Below are 18379 nucleotides of genomic sequence, written 5' to 3' on the forward strand. Positions count from 1 at the left end.
AGAACCCCATTCCGAGCCGCACTGCCTATTGCTGCCACAATGGATACCGGGGTGGATATGACCAGTGCACAGGGGCAGGCTACCAAGAGCATGGCCATAGCCTCATAAAACCATTTCTGAAAAGGCTGGCCCATAAAGAGAGTAGGGACAGCTACCACCAGAGCTGCCCCGATGATAACCAGAGGGGTATAATACTTGGCAAATCTCTCTACGAACTGCTGAGAAGGGGCTCGTTGTCCCTGAGCATCTTCCACCATGGTAATTATCCTGGCTATGGTGTTGTCTTTAGCCAGGCGAGTAACCTCGATCTGCAGAGAACCACGCTCATTAATTGTGCCGGCATAGACCTCCCTGCCCACGGTTTTTTCGACCGGCACCGACTCGCCGGTTATAGAAGCCTGGTTTACCGAGGAAAAGCCATCTACAACCTTTCCGTCCATAGCAATCCTTTCTCCCGGTCTGACAATGATGATATCGCCGATGACAATATCGTCAACCGGTAAAGTCATCTCCTCACCATTGCGGGCAACCAGAGCCTGGTTGGGGGTGAGATCCATTAAAGTGCGGATTGAATTGCGGGTCCTGTCAAGGGTGTAGCCCTGCAGGGCATTTCCCAGGGAGAAAAGGAAGACCACTGCTACGGCCTCCTCGAATTCTCCAATGGCCGCAGCTCCAATGACAGCTATTGACATAAGAATATTCATATCCAGTTCCCGGGCATTCATTAAGACCGCTATGCCATTTTTTGCTGGGAGAAATCCGCCCAGCACGATTCCGGCTATGAACAGGCCGGTAGGTATCAGTCCAGGCATCCCCATTTTTTCAGCAATAATCCCCATTGCCAGCATGAACATAGAAATGCCTGTGGGTACAACATACTGATTACGCTTCCAATAAGGATGCTCTTTCCTGGGTTGCAAAGGCTGATCAATCTCTCCCTCATATCCCATATTCCTGATTGTGTCTATTATTTCTTGGACTGGACTCTGATGGGTGACGGTAAGTTTGGAGGCACCAAAATTAACATTTACCTTTTGAACTCCCGGGAGTGAACTGATATGCCTTTCCAATTTAGCTGCACAGTCGGCACAATCCATACCGGCAATGCGCAGTGTGGTAGAACGGTTGTCCCCACCATCCCCGGCTTCCCATTGTGCATCATAACCCAGGGTCTGAACCTTTTCTAATATCTCTTCAATCCCGGTTTGTGCAGCGTCAAAAGCAACATTCAGTTTTCCCAAGGGGAAGGCCAGTGTAGCTCGTGATACACCCGGTATCATTTTGACGGCCTTTTCGACCTTAGCCGCACAATCAGGGCAATCCAGGCCTTTTATATACAAGCTGCAAGCGATATCCAGATCTTTTATCTCAATGGCTTCACCCATAAATAACACTTCCTTTATTATGAAAAGTTAAGGTATAAGTATTGCAATTACTTTATGAAATCAAGAAATTGGGCCGCCCAGGCTTCATCATGACTGGCGTGTTCCAGGCCCTGTTTGAAAAGGGTCTTAACATGATCATCAGCTAGGGAGTAATAAAGTATTTTGCCGTCACGGCGAAACTTCACCAGTTTGTTGGTGCGCAGTATTCTCAACTGATGGGAGACAGAAGATTCGGATGCCCTGATTACCGCGGCCAGGTCGCAAACGCACAGTTCCCGGTGCATTAAGGCAAACAACATCTTTACCCGGGTGCTGTCAGCCAAGGTCTTAAATATGTCAGCCAGGGACTGGGCCACATCATCGCTTATCATGACCTGCCTTACAGCGGAAACGGCTTCTTCATGTATACACGTGACTTCGCAGCGATCAAAACGATCAAAATCTGCCATCTTTATCCCTCCCAATAATTATACATATGAACAACTGTTCATATGTATAATTATAATCCTAACCCCATCGATTGCAAAGAAAAATATTCACTTCGAGTCACTTATTAAAGGACCCTATCGGCAGCTCTATTCAACTATAGGGGAGCTACGATAATCCCCCCGCCAATGACTTCATTTTTCTGGTAAAACACCGCTGCCTGACCCGGGGTTATGGCCCGCTGAGGCTGTTCGAATTTGATCTCCACCTGGTCTGGTCTCAATGGGTTAAGCAGTGCGGGGACGGCCGGAGCGGAATACCTGATCTTGACATCTACCGCCAGGGCATCTCGGGGTGCTTCCCCAGAAATATAGGTGACCTGATCAGCCCGCAAGCCGCTTTTGAACAATTCCTGATTCTTGCCTACAGTGACCGTATTGCTCTCGGGTTGGAGGCCTGTCACAAAGGCCGGATAGCTCAGGGCTAAGCCCAGCCCCTTGCGCTGACCGATGGTATAACGGTATATACCGGAGTGCGTGCCCAGCCTGGCGCCGCTATTATCGACGATAGGGCCGCAGCCGGGCTTGTGATTCAAATACTGTTCAACAAAATCAGCATATGAACCCTTTTCTACAAAACATATCTCCTGGCTGTCTGCTTTATCAGCCACTATAAGACCAGCCTCCCGTGCTAAAGTCCTAACCTCGTCTTTATTTAAATGACCCAGGGGAAAAAGCGTAGTTTTCAATTGTTCCTGAGTAAGGCTGTAAAGTGCGTAGCTCTGGTCTTTCTTTTTATCCCCGGCCGTAAACAGGCGGTGTTTTTGACTCTCTGCATCATATATATTCTGCGCATAATGACCGGTTGCGATGAAATCAGCCCCCACACCCAAGGTTTTCCTGCGGAAAGTATCAAATTTTATATAGCGGTTGCAGTCGATGCAGGGGTTGGGGGTTCTGCCCGCCAGGTATTCCCGGCAGAAAGTGTCCACCACCCGGGATGTAAACTCGGCGCGGAAATTCATCACATAATGAGGTATATCCAGTTTCCATGCTACCTTGCGGGCGTCACTGATCGCATCGAGGCCGCAGCAGGTTTTATGCCGGTCTTTTTTCGCCGGCCAGATCTGCATGGTGATGCCGGTCACCTCGAATCCCTGCTTTTTGAGCAAAAGGGCCGCGACTGAACTGTCCACTCCACCGCTCATGGCCACAAAAACCTTTGTTGACAAAGACTCATTCCTTTCTTTGATAGCTTGACAGCTTGACAACACGGATAGTACTATGTTTTAAGCCTGTGATGTTTCCTGTCACTATTATTATCTGTTATGGTTGACGGCAAACATCCTCATTAACGGCTTGATTCCTGCTAATCTATATACTATCATCTTTATAGGAATTATAGTGTAAACTTGATTATATTTAATGCTCAAGGGCTGCCTTTGGCCGCGCAGGTTATAAGCAGATACATTCAATTTGGCTGCCTGCGGCCGGATGCGGCGTTGTGTGATCGTCAGAAGATATTGTCTATAGGACAAAATATATAGGGGTTTATCGATTTTGCCCGGATGGAATATTTAAATGTCTGCATACATCCGGAAAGAGTCTTTTAGAAGGGCGGGACATAAATGAATAAGACAGAAAAACAGCAATTAAAAGAAGAGATTCTTAGAAAAAAACAGGAAAAGTCCATATATATAATCGCGCATTACTATCAGCGCCCGGAGGTACAGGAAATCGCGGATTTTGTAGGTGATTCATATGCTATGGCCCTGGCTGCCCGCGATTCTGAAAGCGAAATCATACTGGTGGCAGGAGTGGACTTTATGGCCGAAACCGCAGCCATCCTTTGCCCGGATAAGATTATTTTGTCGCCTGAACCCGCGGCCACCTGTCCGATGGCCAACAGTATATCGGCTGAGCACATTCGAACCTACCGGGAACTGCATCCGGACACCCTGGTGGTAACTTATGTCAATACCCCGGCAGAGGTAAAAGCGGTCAGCGATGTTTGTGTGACCTCTTCCAATGCCGAAAAGATTATCAGCCGCCTGCCGGAAGATAAAAAAATCTACTTCGTGCCCGACCAGAACCTGGCCAGGAACATTGCCCGGGGACTGGACCGCGAAATAACGGCTTATGATTCTGCTTGCCCGATCCACGCGGTGGTTACCAAAGATGAGATTATAAAGCTCAAAGCTGAACACCCCGAAGCCCTGGTACTGGTGCACCCGGAGTGCGACCCGGAAGTGGTTCAGTTGGCCGATTACGCGGGCAGCACCGCCGGCATACTGAACAAAGTGGTTAAGTCTGATGAAAAGATATTTATCATCGGCACAGAGTCGGGCATCTTTCATGCCATTCAGAAGCAGTGCCCGGAAAAGCAGTTGATTCTGGCCTCTAAAGAATTAATTTGTCCCAATATGAAGAGCATTACCTTGAGCAAGATCAAGTATTCAATCGACGACCTGGAGACCCCGATAACCGTGCCAGGCAACATTGCACGGCAGGCTGCAGTTGCTCTGGAAAAGATGATTGAACTTGCGTCTGAAAAATAACGAATCACTCATCAGCGTCAAATGGTTTATGGAATAGGGGCTAACAAGCCCCTATTCTTTATACAGGTGAGGCCCCGGCAGAACTGTACCGGAGGTGGCGGCCTTCATATAATCTTCACATTTTTGCCCTACAATTAGGCATGAAATTGACGGAAGGATAAAAACCCTGCAACAATCCGGAGGTTTAATTTCACCGGCAAATAGTATCAGGGAGCGGTTAATTATATGAAACCGGAATTGATCGATAAAACACTGACCATAGCAGGCATGCACTGCAATAACTGTGAGATGCGGATAGAGAGCGCGTTGCGGGCTTTACCGGGTGTAATTAAAGCCCGGGCCAATTATAATACTGCGCGGCTCTTGATCAAATATGACCCTGAGCTGGTTGAACTCCAGCAGATTATTCAGTGCCTGGAAAAGCTCGATTATGCGGTCGAAAAGGAAGCGCAGAGTCCAGGCCATACCAAGCTCGCGCAGAACAACAACGGGAAGCTGTCGTCCGCCCAATTGCTGGGGATCGCTGTTATATTCCTGGCAGCATACCTGGTAGTAAACAATACGTTTGGCTTTGCATTCCTGCCTCAAATTAAACAGAACATGGGATATGGCCTGTTGTTTGTGGTGGGTTTGATAACTTCGGTGCATTGCCTGGCCATGTGCGGCGGCATCAATATTTCCCAATGTACGGCGGGCTGCAGCCTGCCCGAAACTGAAGCCGGCAAAACCAAACCGATCAGCCCCAGCCTGATGTATAATCTGGGCCGGGTGACATCGTACACCATTATAGGCGGCCTGGCAGGAGGGCTGGGCTCAATTATTGCCTTGCCGGGTTCAGCCAAGGGATTGGTAGCTGTCATTGTCGGCATATTGATGGCTATCATGGGTCTCAATATGCTGAACATATTCCCCGGGCTGCGCAGGTTGAATCCCCGCATGCCCAAAAGGTTAAGCGAATTACTGAACCGGAATAATAAGAATAAGCGGCGTGGGCCATTTTATATCGGCTTGCTGAACGGGCTCATGCCATGCGGGCCGCTGCAGGCCATGCAGTTGTATGCCCTGGGAACCGGAAGCGCCTGGGTTGGGGCATTATCCATGCTGTTTTTCAGCCTGGGGACAGTCCCTTTAATGTTTGGACTGGGTGCGGTCACTTCCTTTTTGGGCAGTATATTTAAGCAGCGTATGCTACAGGTAAGTGGCGTACTGGTCATGCTTCTTGGTATATTAATATTAAGCCGGGGGTTAAACCTGTCCGGAATCAATCTGGCTTACGCCTCACCGGAAGTTTCCCGAACCGGAAACATCGCCGTCATTGAGGGAGAGTCGCAGGTCGTGGAGACCACACTGCAGGCGGGGCGTTATCAACCTATCGTGGTTCAAAAAGGCATACCGGTAAGGTGGACTATTAAAGCTGACGCACGCGATCTAAACGGATGCAACAATCCGGTTACAATACCGAAATATAACCGGCAGAAAGAATTGGTCCCGGGGGATAATGTAATAGAGTTTACCCCCCAGGAGTCTGGAAAGATCACTTACACTTGCTGGATGGGCATGATCACCAGTACCATAACCGTTGTCGATGATATTTCAAATGTAACCGAGAAGGATTTGGCCCCACCGCCTGGCGCATCATTCTCCAGCGGTGGCTGCTGTGCAAAAGGTACGGCTGGCACGGCCTCCGATTCATCCCTAAGCGGATGCTGCGGTTATAAGTCTACAAGTAATGGCGGATTCGGAAAGAATGGAAACTCAGCAATATAAGCACTTGTTTAGTTACGTGCTATTCAGTTTAAATAAAGGAGGGGCACCAGAATGCACCAAGAATCCCTAAAGATATCAGGCATGAGTTGTGCCGCCTGTGCTGCCAGGATAGAAAAAGGTTTGAAGAAGATTGAAGGCGTAGAATCGGTAAATGTCAACCTGGCTTTGGAAAGAGCGACGGTTAACTATGACGAAAATAAGCTGAAGAGAGAGCAAATTGACCAGGTGGTGCAGAAGCTGGGATATGATGTGATCCCCGAAAATTTGGATGAACAGGCCACTTTGCAAATATCCGGTATGACCTGTGCAGCCTGTGCCGCCCGTATAGAGAAAAAACTGAACAGCCTGGAGGGGGTGACCCGGGCCAGTGTAAACCTGAGCACCGAAAAGGCCATGGTATCATACCGGCCCGGACAGGTCAGGGTAAGCGAGATGATACGGAGTATTCAGAACCTGGGCTATAACGCTGAACGGGTTGAGGATATCAGTGCAGACCGGGCCCAGGAAGAGAAGGACAAAGAAATCAGGTCATTGCGCTGGCTGCTGACAACCTCCGCAGTTCTTAGCCTGCCCCTGGTTGTAGCCATGGTTTTGAGCTTATTTAGAATCCACAACCCCATCGTAACGTTTTTGCATAACCCCTATTTTCAATGGGTAATTGCCACACCGGTGCAATTCGTGATTGGGGCCCGATTCTATAAACAATCATATTTCGCCTTGAGGTCGGGAAGTGCCAATATGGACGTATTGATTGCCATGGGGACATCGGCGGCCTATTTTTTCAGCCTGTACAATGTGTTCTTCGAAGTGGTGCCTCAAGGGATGATGAAGAACCTGTATTTCGAGGCCTCTGCCATAATAATAACGCTGATCCTGCTGGGCAAGTATTTGGAGGCAGTGGCTAAAGGAAGAACCTCTGAAGCCATCAAAAAACTGGCCCGGTTGCAGGCTAAAACCGCCCGGGTTATTAGGGAGGGCGAAGAACTTGATATTCCTGTTGAAGAGGTTGAACTGGGCGAAATAATCATTGTCAGACCAGGGGAAAAAGTACCTGTTGATGGAAAAATCACTGAAGGAAATTCGGCTCTGGACGAGTCCATGCTTACCGGAGAAAGCCTGCCGGTTGATAAAAAGGCCGGTGACCTGGTTTACGGCGCCACCATCAACAAATTCGGCGCCTTTAAATTCGAAGCCACCAGGGTGGGCAGGGATACCGCCCTGGCACAGATAATCAAGATGGTTGAAGATGCTCAAGGCTCTAAAGCACCCATTCAGCAGATCGCCGATCGGGTGGCCGGAGTATTTGTTCCGGTTGTCCTGGCTATCGCGGTCATAACCTTTTTAGCCTGGTACTTATCCGGTGCGGGAATTAATAAATCGTTGATCAGCGCGGTTGCGGTCCTGGTTATCGCCTGCCCCTGCGCCCTGGGATTGGCCACGCCCACCGCGATTATGGTCGGCACCGGAAAAGGGGCGGAAAACGGTATTCTCATAAAGGGCGGGGAGCATCTGGAAATGGCTTACAAGCTCAATGTTGTGGTCTTGGACAAAACCGGCACCATAACTAAAGGCAAACCGGAAGTAACCGATATCATAGCCCGGGGAGAATTGGATCAGGATGACTTGCTGCGTTTGGCCGCCCGGGCGGAAAAAGCCTCAGAACATCCCCTGGGGGCGACCATCTATGAAAAAGGCAAAGAGGCATATCAGCAAGTGCAAGACCCGGACAGTTTTGAGGCTATTCCCGGCAAGGGAGTAAAAGCCGTTATGGACGGGCGCGAGATCTATCTGGGGACCCGAAAGCTTCTGACTGAAAACGGCATTGCGGTTGAACCCGTAGAAACATCGATAAGCGGCCTGGAGGATCAGGGCAAGACCGCTATGCTGATGGCTGTTGACGGCAGACTGGAGGCTATCATCGCGGTAGCCGATACCGTCAAGGAAAACTCGCGGGAGGCGATAAGTGACCTGCAGAACATGGGCATCGAGGTTTATATGATTACCGGAGACAACCTGCGCACCGCTGCGGCCATCGCCCGGCAGGTCGGCATTGATCATGTCCTGGCCGAGGTTCTCCCCGAAAATAAAGCCGAAGAGGTGGAAAGGCTCAAAGCCGCTGGAAAAACGGTGGCAATGGTGGGAGACGGCATCAACGATGCTCCGGCTCTGGCTACAGCTCATATAGGCATGGCTATGGGGACCGGCACTGATGTAGCCATGGAGGCTGCCGACATAACATTGATGAGAGGAGATCTCAGAACCATTCCGGCTTCTATCAGGCTTTCCCGGCAGACCATGCGCAAAATCAAGCAGAACCTGTTCTGGGCTTTTATTTACAACATCATCGGTATTCCTTTTGCTGCCCTGGGAATGTTGAATCCCATAATCGCTGGCGGCGCCATGGCTTTTAGTTCAGTTTCGGTTGTAACCAATTCCCTCAGTTTGAAGCGCTATGATCCCAACCGGAAAGTTCATGACAACAATGATGCAAACCTAAATCCGGAGCAGTCGCATATTACCGATCCCCCGGTTGGCAAGGCTAAAGAACATGCGGTAGCTGCGGTCAAAAAACCGGATTTAGAAGCTGATAAAACGCCAAAGGAAAAGGGATAATGAGGAGAAGAGAAGCGGCACGAGCAGCTGGTGAGGAAAGGCGAGTTTTTAATACAGCTCGCCTTTCACTGATATGGGGGGCTTATATTGAATCATCCCAACAAGATTTTGATTATTGACGATGAAGTCAAGATCACTGAAGTGATCAAATCATACCTGGAGCGAAGCGGTTACGAGGTTTATACCGCTTTCAACGGAGAACAATCGTTAGAAGCGTTTGAGAAGGTTCAACCCGCTCTGGTTATATTGGATTTGATGCTGCCGGATATGAGCGGAGAGGAGATTTGCCGCCGGCTGCGCAAGCAATCGCGAGTCCCTATCATCATGCTTACGGCAAAAATTGAAGAACCTGATATCATTCATGGCCTGGATATCGGCGCTGATGATTATCTTACCAAACCCTTCAGCCCCAGGCAGCTTACCGCCCGGGTAAGAGCACTGCTGCGCAGAAGCGGCCCGGATACCGTCCCTCTGGCTAATATAATGTCATTTAGTAAAGGAGACCTGGTCGTAGATTTTACGCGGCATGAAGTGAAAAAGGGAGGGATAGCGGTCAACCTGACTCCGAACGAATTTAAATTGCTCGCCACATTGCTGAAATACCCCAAAAAGGTATTCACCCGGGAAGAACTGATCCGATTGGTCATTGGCGAGGATTTCGAAGGCTATGACCGCATTATCGATACTCACATAAAAAATCTCAGGCAAAAGATTGAGGAGGATTCCAAGAACCCCGGTTATATTTTGACCGTCCATGGAGTCGGCTACAGATTCGGTGGTGAATGATTTGAAGTTAAGACTGAGAACCCGCTTGACCATATCTCATATTTGCATTTCCCTGTTTCTGGTGGCTTTTATCAGCATACTGACCAATTTGCTTATAGAAAAACAGTTCAGTCATTATATTGTCAAGCAACAGGAAAAAGAAAACAGCAGAATTGTGGGTCTGATCAGCCAGCAGTATCACCGTAAAGAAAACTTGTGGAACCAGGCCACTATAGAACAGATCGGAATAGAGGCCCTGGAGCAGGGTATGATTGTCAGAGTTACGGACAACCAGGGTAATACCGTATGGGATGCCACTCTGCACAACAACGGACTCTGCATTCAAATGATCAACCATATGTCGCAGAATATGCTCAGCCGTTATCCGGATTTCCAGGGCAGTTATGTTGTTAATGAATATCCGCTGCAGCAGGAGTCCGAGGTTGTCGGCGGGGTAGCGATCGGCTATTATGGACCATACTATTTCAGCGATAATGATCTGGCATTTATCAGTACTTTGAACCAGGTTCTGTTCATAGCAGGCGTATTAGCCCTGGTTATGGCCTTAATTGCAGGCATCCTCACTGCCAAGCGTTTGAGCCTGCCTATAACTCAAGCTGTAAAAACCGCTCAAGACATGAGACGAGGCGCATATAAAACCCGGCCTGTTAAACCGTCCAATATTATCGAAATAGACCACCTTACCGATACCGTAAATGATCTGGCCGCCGGTTTGGGGAAACAAGAACTGCTGAGGAAACGCCTCACCGCGGATGTAGCCCATGAGCTGAGAACCCCCCTGGCCACCCTGCAGAGCCATATAGAGGCCATGATCGACGGTATTTGGGCAGCCGATTCGGACCGCTTAAAGAGCTGTCATGAAGAAATCTTGAGAATCAACCGCATGGTGGGGGATTTGGAAACCCTGGCCAGGTATGATAGTGAAAATCTGGTGCTGCATGAAGAGTCTATTGATTTCAGTCATCTGACGCAAGAGGTCATAAGACTATTCGAGGCCGACTTCACAAACAATGGGGTTCACCTCGATTTCCACGGGGAGACCGTCATGGTGCTGGCTGACCGGGATAAGCTTAAGCAGGTAGCAGTAAACCTCATTTCGAATGCCCTTAAATATACCGCCGCCGGTGATCGAGTGGAGGTAATGGTAACCCGGGAAGAAAACCGGGGGGTTCTGACAGTCAAAGATACCGGGGCAGGGATTGCCCCTGAGGATCTTCCCCATATTTTCGAGCGCTTCTACCGGGCAGATCGGTCACGCACCCGGGAAACCGGAGGTTCTGGTATCGGCTTGGCCATTGCCAAAGCGATTGTCGAGGCTCATGGAGGGCAAATCAGTGCAGAGAGTAAACCAGGTGAATTTACCCGGTTTATGGTATCCTTGTCCGGACCATAGGATGCCTTTGGAACTCATAAAATACAGGGAATCGGAGGCAAGTCTTTTTTAAGATAAACCAAATTTAACGGGGAAAAGCTATCATCGTTCAGCAGCATGTGATGTGGTTGCCAGGGGGGCGGAGTCGGGACAAAATGAGATCCAGATGAAATGATCAACCAAAGGAAGATACGGATTAAGGGCCAGGTTGGAAATAGCCCCGCATCAGGATGAGGGGCCGGTTCCAATCCACGTTGTCGCCCAACAACAAAATTTTTCCAGCCGTTATCCGCAACAGTCGTGTTAATATCTAGCGGAGGACTGAACGCCAGTCAACTTCTGACTGCGCTGGAAAATAATTAAGACTATTCCGGGTATTGTTTTAGTTGCCGGCACAGGTTATAATAAAAGTGCAATGGCGGAGGAGTAAAGGTATACTGTCTTAAAGTCATTGGTTGTAGTCCTTAGTTTTTGGTTCCCATCAGTTTCGGTTAGGTTTAAAACTTGCTTAGGTTTGGAGAGAACTTCCTTAATTCCTTTTTCAGGTTTTTTGGTTTCGGATAGACTAGGTTATTTAAGATCTTGGACCCAGTGTTTCGAAAACTTCTCCGCCATAGCGTTAAAAAAGTCAGCTAAAAGCCTTCACACGGTGAGGGCTTTTATCATTGTGCGCCCATAATGCCACGCTACGAAACTGCAGCAATAAAATGCCTGCTGAAACTGCACCGATAATCTCCGCAAGACATTTAGACTGCTTAATTATTGGCTTTGTGGTGACAAAATAGTGTCATCGAATGGAGTTAGACTGGACTAAATTGCCAGCTATGTTTAACCTACCAATAGGAGGTGGAGAAGTTGCGCATATTGCACAGTGCCGATTGGCATCTGGGCCGTTCTTTTCATGGATACAATCTTATCGAAGAACAGGCCCATGTTTTGGAACAGTTGGTCAACCTTGCGGGGGAGAGCGGAGTCGATGCAGTTATTATAGCCGGAGACGTATTTGACCGTTCCCAGCCTTCCGCCGAAGCTGTCAGTCTGCTCAACACGGTGTTGACCAGGATTTGTCAGGACCTGTGCATACCCGCTATCGTGATTGCAGGCAATCACGACAACCCGGAGCGGATAGGCTTTGCGCAGCACATGCTCACCCAGCAGCAGCTTTATATGGTCGGCCCCTTAAACGGCCTGTGGCAACCGATTCCATTATATGACGAGTACGGCCCGGTATACTTTTGCCCGCTTCCCTATAGCGAACCGGCCTTTGTCCGTAATTTTACAGGAGACCAGTCTATCCATGACCACCACAGCGCAATGGCAGCCATGATAGATTACATAACTTCCACCCTGCCGGCTTCAGCCCGAAAGATCGCGGTTGCCCACGCTTTCATCAGCGGGGGAGTGGAAAGCGAATCAGAGCGGCCCCTAAGTGCGGTGGGCGGGGCTGGATGCGTTTCGGCAAATCTTTTGGAGCTATTCAATTACTGCGCCCTGGGCCACCTGCACCGCCCGCAATACATAGGCAATGAAAAGGTTTGTTATGCCGGGTCGCTGCTTAAATATTCCTTTGCCGAGGCTGAGCATCGCAAAGGTGTAACCTTGCTGGAGATCGACCAGAACGGGGAATTAATGAAGGGTGAAAACATTGCTTTGAGTCCGCGCCGGGAATTGCGCTGCATAGAAGGGAACCTTGAGGAAATCCTCACCAGCGATAGAAGCGATGATTATATCAAGGTGGTGCTCCTCGATGAGGGTGCCTTATTAGACCCGATGGGCAAACTGCGCCAAGTTTTTCCTCACATCGTGGAATTGCAGCGCCCGGTTTTGCACCAGGTACCCGCGGGGCTGGGTGGTGAAAGGGATTTTCGAAACCTTACCGAGGTCGATTTGTTTAGATCTTTTTACCAGCAGGTTACGGGAAATTGCCTCTCTGAGCCGGAGCAAGGAGTGGTGGCCCGCCTCGTCGACAAATTTTACGAAAAGGAAAGGGGGGACTGAAGATGCGGCCGCTATTGTTGAAAATAACCTCTTTTGGACCCTTTGTGGGTACTCATGAGGTGGATTTTGGCCTCTTGCAAGGGCGCTCCTTTTTCCTGATCCATGGCCCTACCGGTTCAGGTAAGACCACTATCCTGGACGCTATCTGCTTTGCCCTCTACGGGGAAAGCAGCGGGGCGGAACGTTCCGGCGCTGATATGCGCAGCGACTTCGCTGCTCAGGACAGCCTAACTGAAGTGGAATTCGATTTCTCCCTGGCCGATAAAACTTACCGGGTACAGAGAAGGCCGCGCCAGCTGCGTCCAAGCAGACGAGGCACAGGCAACGCCGAGGAGCCTCAACATGCGGTCTTTTATGATATCAGCCCCGACGAAAATCAGAAACCGCAGGAAGTTGCCCTGGCCAGCGGCTGGAACCGGGTAAATGAAATGATTCAGAAATTGCTGGGCTTCAGGAGCGACCAGTTTCGTCAGGTGGTGATGCTGCCCCAGGGACAGTTTCGCCGCCTCTTGATGGCTGATTCTAAAGAACGTCAGGCCATTATGCAGGTTTTGTTCCAAACCGGCCTGTACAGCCGTATCGAAGCCTATTTTAAAGAGCAGGCCAAAACCGTGGAAGACCTGGCTTTGCGAATCGAAGCCAAAAAAGCAGAACTTCTTCAGGAGCACGCTTGCACCTCAACTGAAGAATTACGGATGGCCATTGATAAGGAAATCGGTGTTATCGCCTCCGACAGGAAACAGTTGGAGCAGATTACAAAGGATTTGGCTGGGGCCGCCGAGGCCCTGGGCCAGGCTAAAAGGATAGCGCAGCTTTTTAAGGCCTGCGCTGAAGCCCGGCATGAGCTAGAGCAATTGTCTTTGCAAAAAGATGATATCGAAAGGCAGCGGCGGATCCTGGAAAAGGGCAGGAAGGCCTTGCTGCTGGCTGCTCTGGAAAATAGCCTCAACCAACGCCAGACGGAATATAAACAGATCCAGATCGAGCACAGAAAAGCAGCTATGGAGTTGGAGCAGCTCAAAATGCAAAACAAGGCGGCTCAAGAAGCCTACCAGGCCGAAACCGATAAGGAAGCGGAGCGCTACCAGGCTTCCCGGCACTTGCACTGGCTGCATAGTTTAACCCCGGTTTTTGAGCAATATCAGGAGGCCAGGAATGAACTGGCGGCAGCAGAACAACAGCGCGGCCTGTTACAGGAAGATCTCAGTCAAGCCGAAGCTGAAATGACTAAAATCCGCCTGCAGCGGGAGGAGATCAACAACAATTGGCAGACTGCACAACAGTCCGCACTTCAGGTGGAAGTCCTTAAAACCGAGGTGCAGGCACAGGAAACAATCTTCAGCAAGCGCAATGAACTGGAACAAGCCCGCCAATCTCTGGCCAAGCACAAGTATGAGTGGAAAAAGGCCGTCCGCCAGCTTGAAAAGGCCGAGCAAAAATATAATGAATTAAAAAGTCATGGGTCCGTTCTGCAGGATGCCTGGAACCAGGGCCAGGCCGCGCTTTTGGCGACTGATCTGCAGGAAGGCGTACCCTGCCCGGTTTGCGGTTCCTTGAATCATCCTCATCCCCATACTGCCAGCGGCCAGCTTCCTGATGAGAAACAACTCAAGGAGCAGCAGGCCAGGATTGACCTGGCCGCGGAACAACTCAACGAGGCCCGGAAAAATGCGGCCGCTATAGAAATAAAACTGAGGCTTTTTGAAGAAAAAACCCTGAGGTTGGAAGCCGAACTAGGCGACAAAGGATCGCAAACACTGGCGGCTTTGCGGCAAAGCCTGGAATTGAGCCGGTCAAAATATCAGACCACCATGAAATCCGCCAGTCAAGAGGGACAGTGGGCACAATCCCTGGCATTGTTGGAAGAGGGGGAAAAGCTGAGTTTTTCCCGGTTGGAGCGGCTTAAATATGAACTTGGACAGGCAGAACAAGAGTGTGCTTCCACGCAAGCCATCTTTAGTGAGCGCGCCCAACACCTGCCGCAAACCATTATTGATCGGGAAACCTTGCAAAAAGAACAAGAGCAGGCTTTAAAACACTGTGAGGTCCTGGCCCAAAATCTGGAGAATGCCAGACTGCTGGCCGAGGAACTGAACGTTAAGCTGTCCAATACCGCCACCAGGGTAGACAGCCTCTTGGAGAAAACCAATCAGGCCCGGCTGCATTTCGATAATGAAAGCCTGCTTTTTACCCAGGAATTACATAGGGCCGGCTTCAAGCAGCAGGCAGAATATGAGGCAGCCAGGAGCAGTGAAACCAAACTCAACGATCTTGAGGTCTTTATTAAGCAATATGATTTGCGTCTGCATTCAGCGCAGGATCAGCTGGCAAGGTGCGAAGCAGAGGTTCACGGGCTGCAGCCACCCGACTTGGCGGCAATTCAGACCCGGCATGAGCAGCTGCAAACAGAACGGGATCGAATCCATGCGGAGTTCACCCTGGCTGAAGAGCGGCTTAAAAAATTGAACAATGATTTGATTACTGTGGGAGGCTATGAAAAACAGCTAGAGGCGGTTACCGGGCAATACCGGGTGCTGGGCCGTATCGCCGATGTAGCCAACGGCAAAAACCCCAAAAATGTTACGTTTCAGCGCTTTGTTCTGGGGGCCTTGCTTGATGATGTAATCCTCCGGGCCAGTGAAAGGCTCAGCAGGCTGAGCAAAGGCCGTTTTATACTGAATCGCAGCCAGGATTTGACCCGTGCCAACGCAGCGGGAGGACTCAATATTGAGGTATACGACCATTACACCAGCACTACCCGTCCGGTTGCCAATCTTTCCGGAGGGGAGTCATTTTTAGCTTCGCTGGCCCTGGCACTTGGGCTGGCGGAGGTGGTTCAGTCCTATTCCGGAGGTACTTATCTGGAGGCCATGTTTATAGATGAAGGCTTCGGTTCCCTGGATGCCGATTCCCTTGATGAAGCGGTTCGCATCCTTTTCAGCCTTCAGGAACAAGGCCGTCTGGTAGGGATCATTTCCCACATTGATGAGCTCAAAGAACGCATTGATGCCAGATTGGAAGTGAAGAAAAGTGAGTTCGGAAGCAGCCTGAGCTTCCATGTCTCTTGAACTGCCGTACAGGGCTGAGGTACCCGATGTTCCCTCTGTACCGGCTAATGAATCACCTGCCCCTGCATGAAACTATCCATCAAATAATCGGCCAGAACGTTATCTATGATCCCTTTACCGGTGGCTATCACCTGTTCGGGATAATCAAAGTACTCGCGAATGGTTTCCGGCGGCACAATAAACCAGCGCCCGGTTGGGGCATAGCCCGGTGTCAAAGGCGGCCTGTCGCTGCTGTGCTCGTCGACTACTTCAAACAGCACTACCCCCAGTCCCCAGGTGCGCCGGCAGGCGGGGCAAGGCTCATAACTGGCCAGTACACCGGGAATATCATAATCTTCAGGAGAGGCGGCTTCAAACACCGAAGTACGTCCGGTAGCCTCACCACACCAGAAGCAGAGTTCGGGACATTGCACCATGCGCATTTTCTAATCCCCCTTTGCAGCAAGGTCATAATTGGCCACTAAGCTGTTCTATACACAGGCGTAAGATTTTTAATTAGGCTTCCCCGGGATATGCGGATTTATTAATGGACACAAAAAATGAGGACGGGAGAATGTCCGATTCTCCCGTCCTCAGCGGGTGATGCCAGGGGGTAATTCCCGGGGACTCCTATTTTTTCATGTTATCTAAGAGATGCTGAAGTATCTGTTCGGGGGTTAAAGCTGATATCTTTTCTATTTCAAACCAAGGACCATGATTTGTTGCTTTTTTGGAGCGAATCTGCTGTTCCTCGCCCGAGGCTTCCCGTTTATGGCCGTTTTCCAGATGACTGGCCAATTGTTGGCACATTTCAACGCGGGATTGATACTGTTCATCAAGCAGCTTTGCCAAAGTCTGGTAGTGATTGGCTGAATCTTTATTATTCGTCATGGCCGCACTCCATTTCTATTTTCAGGTAGGGACCTTTGCGGTGGGGCCCGCAGTCTCTGGCCTCTATTCCAATCACACCGTCTATGGACTCGGAACCAACCAGAATAAAGCCGTAATTTGGACACTCAAAATAGTCCTGAATATAATCGCTCACATCTATACACAACGGGCCGAAAACGCCGCCCGGGATTTCAATTCTCCAATGCTCCCGTGCTATTTCAGGACCGTCATTCCAGGTAGCGGTGTCTTCGCACCAGTCGGTTAATATCGGATGCATGGCAACGCGCGCACCTCCATGGGGCAATTCATTGGTGCACAGGGAAACGATTAACTCCGCTTTTATAATGGTGCAGTTATCTGGAATTTTGTTGAGATCGAACTGCATCAGGGTTCGAAAAACGTTATTGGGATGACCATGACGACCGAAATACAAGGCATCGTAATCATTGAAATTCTTGTCAGGGTAATACTTGCTTATAAAGACGCCCTGCTGGAGAGGAATGATAACGGACTTGATATCTGCTTCCCGATCCCGACAACCATGATCATGTTTATGGTTTTTTTTGTTATAATCTCTGACCATATCCTCCAGCCAACGATGATGCTTTCTCTCGCCGGTTATGATATTTTCTTGAATTAACTTTTTGAGATCCTTATCAGGGGTAGTATCTACCATATCTTTATATAACTGCAGGCTTTTGACTTTGTGTTTTTTAGCAACTTTAATCAGGGTTTTAAATCTGCCCGAGTTCAATTTATATCCACTCCTTATGTTTTTTTACCAGTATACGGATTGAATACCCATTATGTTACTTGTCGGGAAAGTTTGGCAGGTACAGGCACTCCCTTTGAGAGCATTCCATAATATGGAATAGCCGGATGTGGCTAATCACATACAAGGAGGTCGGATGGATGTTCAAAAAGAACCATCGTGAAAAAATGCCGAAAAAGGGTTATGGACATGCAGAACCCAAGAAGCCGAAATGGTATTACGAACCTGAGGAAGACGAGAAACGCAAATGGTGTTATGAACCCGAGGAAGATAAAAAGCACAAATGTTGGTATGACGATGAAGAAGATAAGAAGTGTAAATGGTATCCCGAGGATGACAGAGAACCCAAAAAAGACAAAAGGAGAAAGGACGACATGATGCCCAAAAAATATTATGAGCCTGATGATGATTATTGCCCCTCACGAGATGACGACAAAAAAGATTTCTGCCAATTGGTGGAGGAAGCCATCACTGATGAAATCGGGGCTGTTTCCATGTATGCGGCTATGGCCAACATGGTTGATGATCCGCTGCTGCGAGCCCTGATTCTCAACATCGCAGGGGATGAATACGGGCACGCCAAATTCTGGCTGGCAGTATTGGCATTAAGCGACTGCTAATTTATCAATATAGAAGGGAGCCCGCTAATATAGGCGGGCTTTTTTAATTCCGTTACCCTCATCCGCTAGCTCCAACGCAGCATGATAGGTGATGTTAATCTAAATGAAAAGGGGGAGGCTTACTCCCCCTTTCTTTAGTTAACTA

The 18379-nt window shown here is 49.4% G+C and carries 14 protein-coding genes; 8 read left to right on the forward strand and 6 right to left on the reverse strand.

Features of this window, described 5'->3' with window-relative positions; genetic code table 11:
- From B3W37_RS16535 to mnmA, 3 genes are all read right to left on the reverse strand, one after another.
- The coding region (locus tag B3W37_RS16535) for a heavy metal translocating P-type ATPase (RefSeq protein WP_483176475.1) at positions 1 to 1385 on the reverse strand (1385 nt) is incomplete at its 3' end.
- Positions 1386 to 1432: 47 nt separating this feature from the next.
- Positions 1433 to 1834, reverse strand: coding sequence for an ArsR/SmtB family transcription factor (locus B3W37_RS16540; protein WP_483169378.1), 402 nt, complete (start codon positions 1832 to 1834; stop codon positions 1433 to 1435).
- A 134-nt stretch (positions 1835 to 1968) separates the two neighbouring features.
- Positions 1969 to 3042, reverse strand: a complete 1074-nt coding sequence (gene mnmA / locus B3W37_RS16545) for a tRNA 2-thiouridine(34) synthase MnmA (RefSeq protein ID WP_483176476.1) — start codon at positions 3040 to 3042, stop codon at positions 1969 to 1971.
- A 396-nt stretch (positions 3043 to 3438) separates the two neighbouring features.
- Between mnmA and nadA the strand changes: the two genes are divergently transcribed.
- From nadA to B3W37_RS16580, 7 genes are all read left to right on the forward strand, one after another.
- Positions 3439 to 4368, forward strand: a complete 930-nt coding sequence (gene nadA, locus B3W37_RS16550; RefSeq protein ID WP_483176477.1) for a quinolinate synthase NadA — start codon at positions 3439 to 3441, stop codon at positions 4366 to 4368.
- Positions 4369 to 4593: 225 nt separating this feature from the next.
- Entirely contained in the window at positions 4594 to 6135 is a 1542-nt protein-coding gene (locus B3W37_RS16555) for an urease accessory protein UreH domain-containing protein (RefSeq protein ID WP_483176478.1), read from the forward strand.
- Positions 6136 to 6186: 51 nt separating this feature from the next.
- Complete coding sequence (locus tag B3W37_RS16560) at positions 6187 to 8748, forward strand: heavy metal translocating P-type ATPase (RefSeq protein ID WP_483176479.1); 2562 nt, start codon at positions 6187 to 6189, stop codon at positions 8746 to 8748.
- Between the two features lie 87 nt (positions 8749 to 8835).
- Entirely contained in the window at positions 8836 to 9534 is a 699-nt protein-coding gene (locus B3W37_RS16565) for a response regulator (RefSeq protein ID WP_481038607.1), read from the forward strand.
- Between the two features lies 1 nt (position 9535).
- The gene (locus B3W37_RS16570) at positions 9536 to 10927 is read left to right on the forward strand and encodes a sensor histidine kinase (protein WP_483176480.1); all 1392 of its coding nucleotides are present in this window, start codon (positions 9536 to 9538) and stop codon (positions 10925 to 10927) included.
- A gap of 834 nt (positions 10928 to 11761) precedes the next feature.
- A complete protein-coding gene (locus B3W37_RS16575; RefSeq protein WP_483176481.1) occupies positions 11762 to 12904 on the forward strand; it encodes an exonuclease SbcCD subunit D in 1143 nt (380 codons plus the stop codon).
- A 2-nt stretch (positions 12905 to 12906) separates the two neighbouring features.
- The gene (locus tag B3W37_RS16580) at positions 12907 to 15972 is read left to right on the forward strand and encodes an AAA family ATPase (RefSeq protein ID WP_483176482.1); all 3066 of its coding nucleotides are present in this window, start codon (positions 12907 to 12909) and stop codon (positions 15970 to 15972) included.
- 44 nt (positions 15973 to 16016) lie between these two features.
- Here the strand turns inward: B3W37_RS16580 and B3W37_RS16585 are convergent, their stop codons facing one another.
- The 3 genes from B3W37_RS16585 to B3W37_RS16595 all read right to left on the reverse strand — a co-directional run bounded on the left by B3W37_RS16585 (position 16017) and on the right by B3W37_RS16595 (position 17596).
- Positions 16017 to 16394, reverse strand: a complete 378-nt coding sequence (locus B3W37_RS16585) for a hypothetical protein (RefSeq protein ID WP_483169388.1) — start codon at positions 16392 to 16394, stop codon at positions 16017 to 16019.
- A gap of 187 nt (positions 16395 to 16581) precedes the next feature.
- Entirely contained in the window at positions 16582 to 16842 is a 261-nt protein-coding gene (locus B3W37_RS16590) for a hypothetical protein (protein ID WP_483176483.1), read from the reverse strand.
- Complete coding sequence (locus B3W37_RS16595; protein ID WP_483169391.1) at positions 16832 to 17596, reverse strand: DNRLRE domain-containing protein; 765 nt, start codon at positions 17594 to 17596, stop codon at positions 16832 to 16834. Before B3W37_RS16595 ends, B3W37_RS16590 begins: the two co-directional genes overlap by 11 nt.
- 158 nt (positions 17597 to 17754) lie before the next feature.
- On the opposite strand from B3W37_RS16595, the gene B3W37_RS16600 reads away from it, so the two are divergent.
- A complete protein-coding gene (locus B3W37_RS16600) occupies positions 17755 to 18234 on the forward strand; it encodes a ferritin-like domain-containing protein (protein ID WP_483169392.1) in 480 nt (159 codons plus the stop codon).
- The last annotated feature ends 145 nt before the right edge of the window (positions 18235 to 18379 follow it).

The organism is Syntrophomonas sp. UBA5494 (assembly GCF_002426325.1).

What these genes read in the sequence shown, in the direction of transcription:
- B3W37_RS16540 (WP_483169378.1), bottom strand. Translation starts at nt 1,834, where the DNA reads ATGGCAGATTTTGATCGTTTTGATCGCTGCGAAGTCACGTGTATACAT.
- B3W37_RS16580 (WP_483176482.1), top strand. Translation starts at nt 12,907, where the DNA reads ATGCGGCCGCTATTGTTGAAAATAACCTCTTTTGGACCCTTTGTGGGT.
- B3W37_RS16585 (WP_483169388.1), bottom strand. Translation starts at nt 16,394, where the DNA reads ATGCGCATGGTGCAATGTCCCGAACTCTGCTTCTGGTGTGGTGAGGCT.
- nadA (WP_483176477.1), top strand. Translation starts at nt 3,439, where the DNA reads ATGAATAAGACAGAAAAACAGCAATTAAAAGAAGAGATTCTTAGAAAA.
- B3W37_RS16600 (WP_483169392.1), top strand. Translation starts at nt 17,755, where the DNA reads ATGTTCAAAAAGAACCATCGTGAAAAAATGCCGAAAAAGGGTTATGGA.
- B3W37_RS16560 (WP_483176479.1), top strand. Translation starts at nt 6,187, where the DNA reads ATGCACCAAGAATCCCTAAAGATATCAGGCATGAGTTGTGCCGCCTGT.
- B3W37_RS16590 (WP_483176483.1), bottom strand. Translation starts at nt 16,842, where the DNA reads ATGACGAATAATAAAGATTCAGCCAATCACTACCAGACTTTGGCAAAG.
- B3W37_RS16555 (WP_483176478.1), top strand. Translation starts at nt 4,594, where the DNA reads ATGAAACCGGAATTGATCGATAAAACACTGACCATAGCAGGCATGCAC.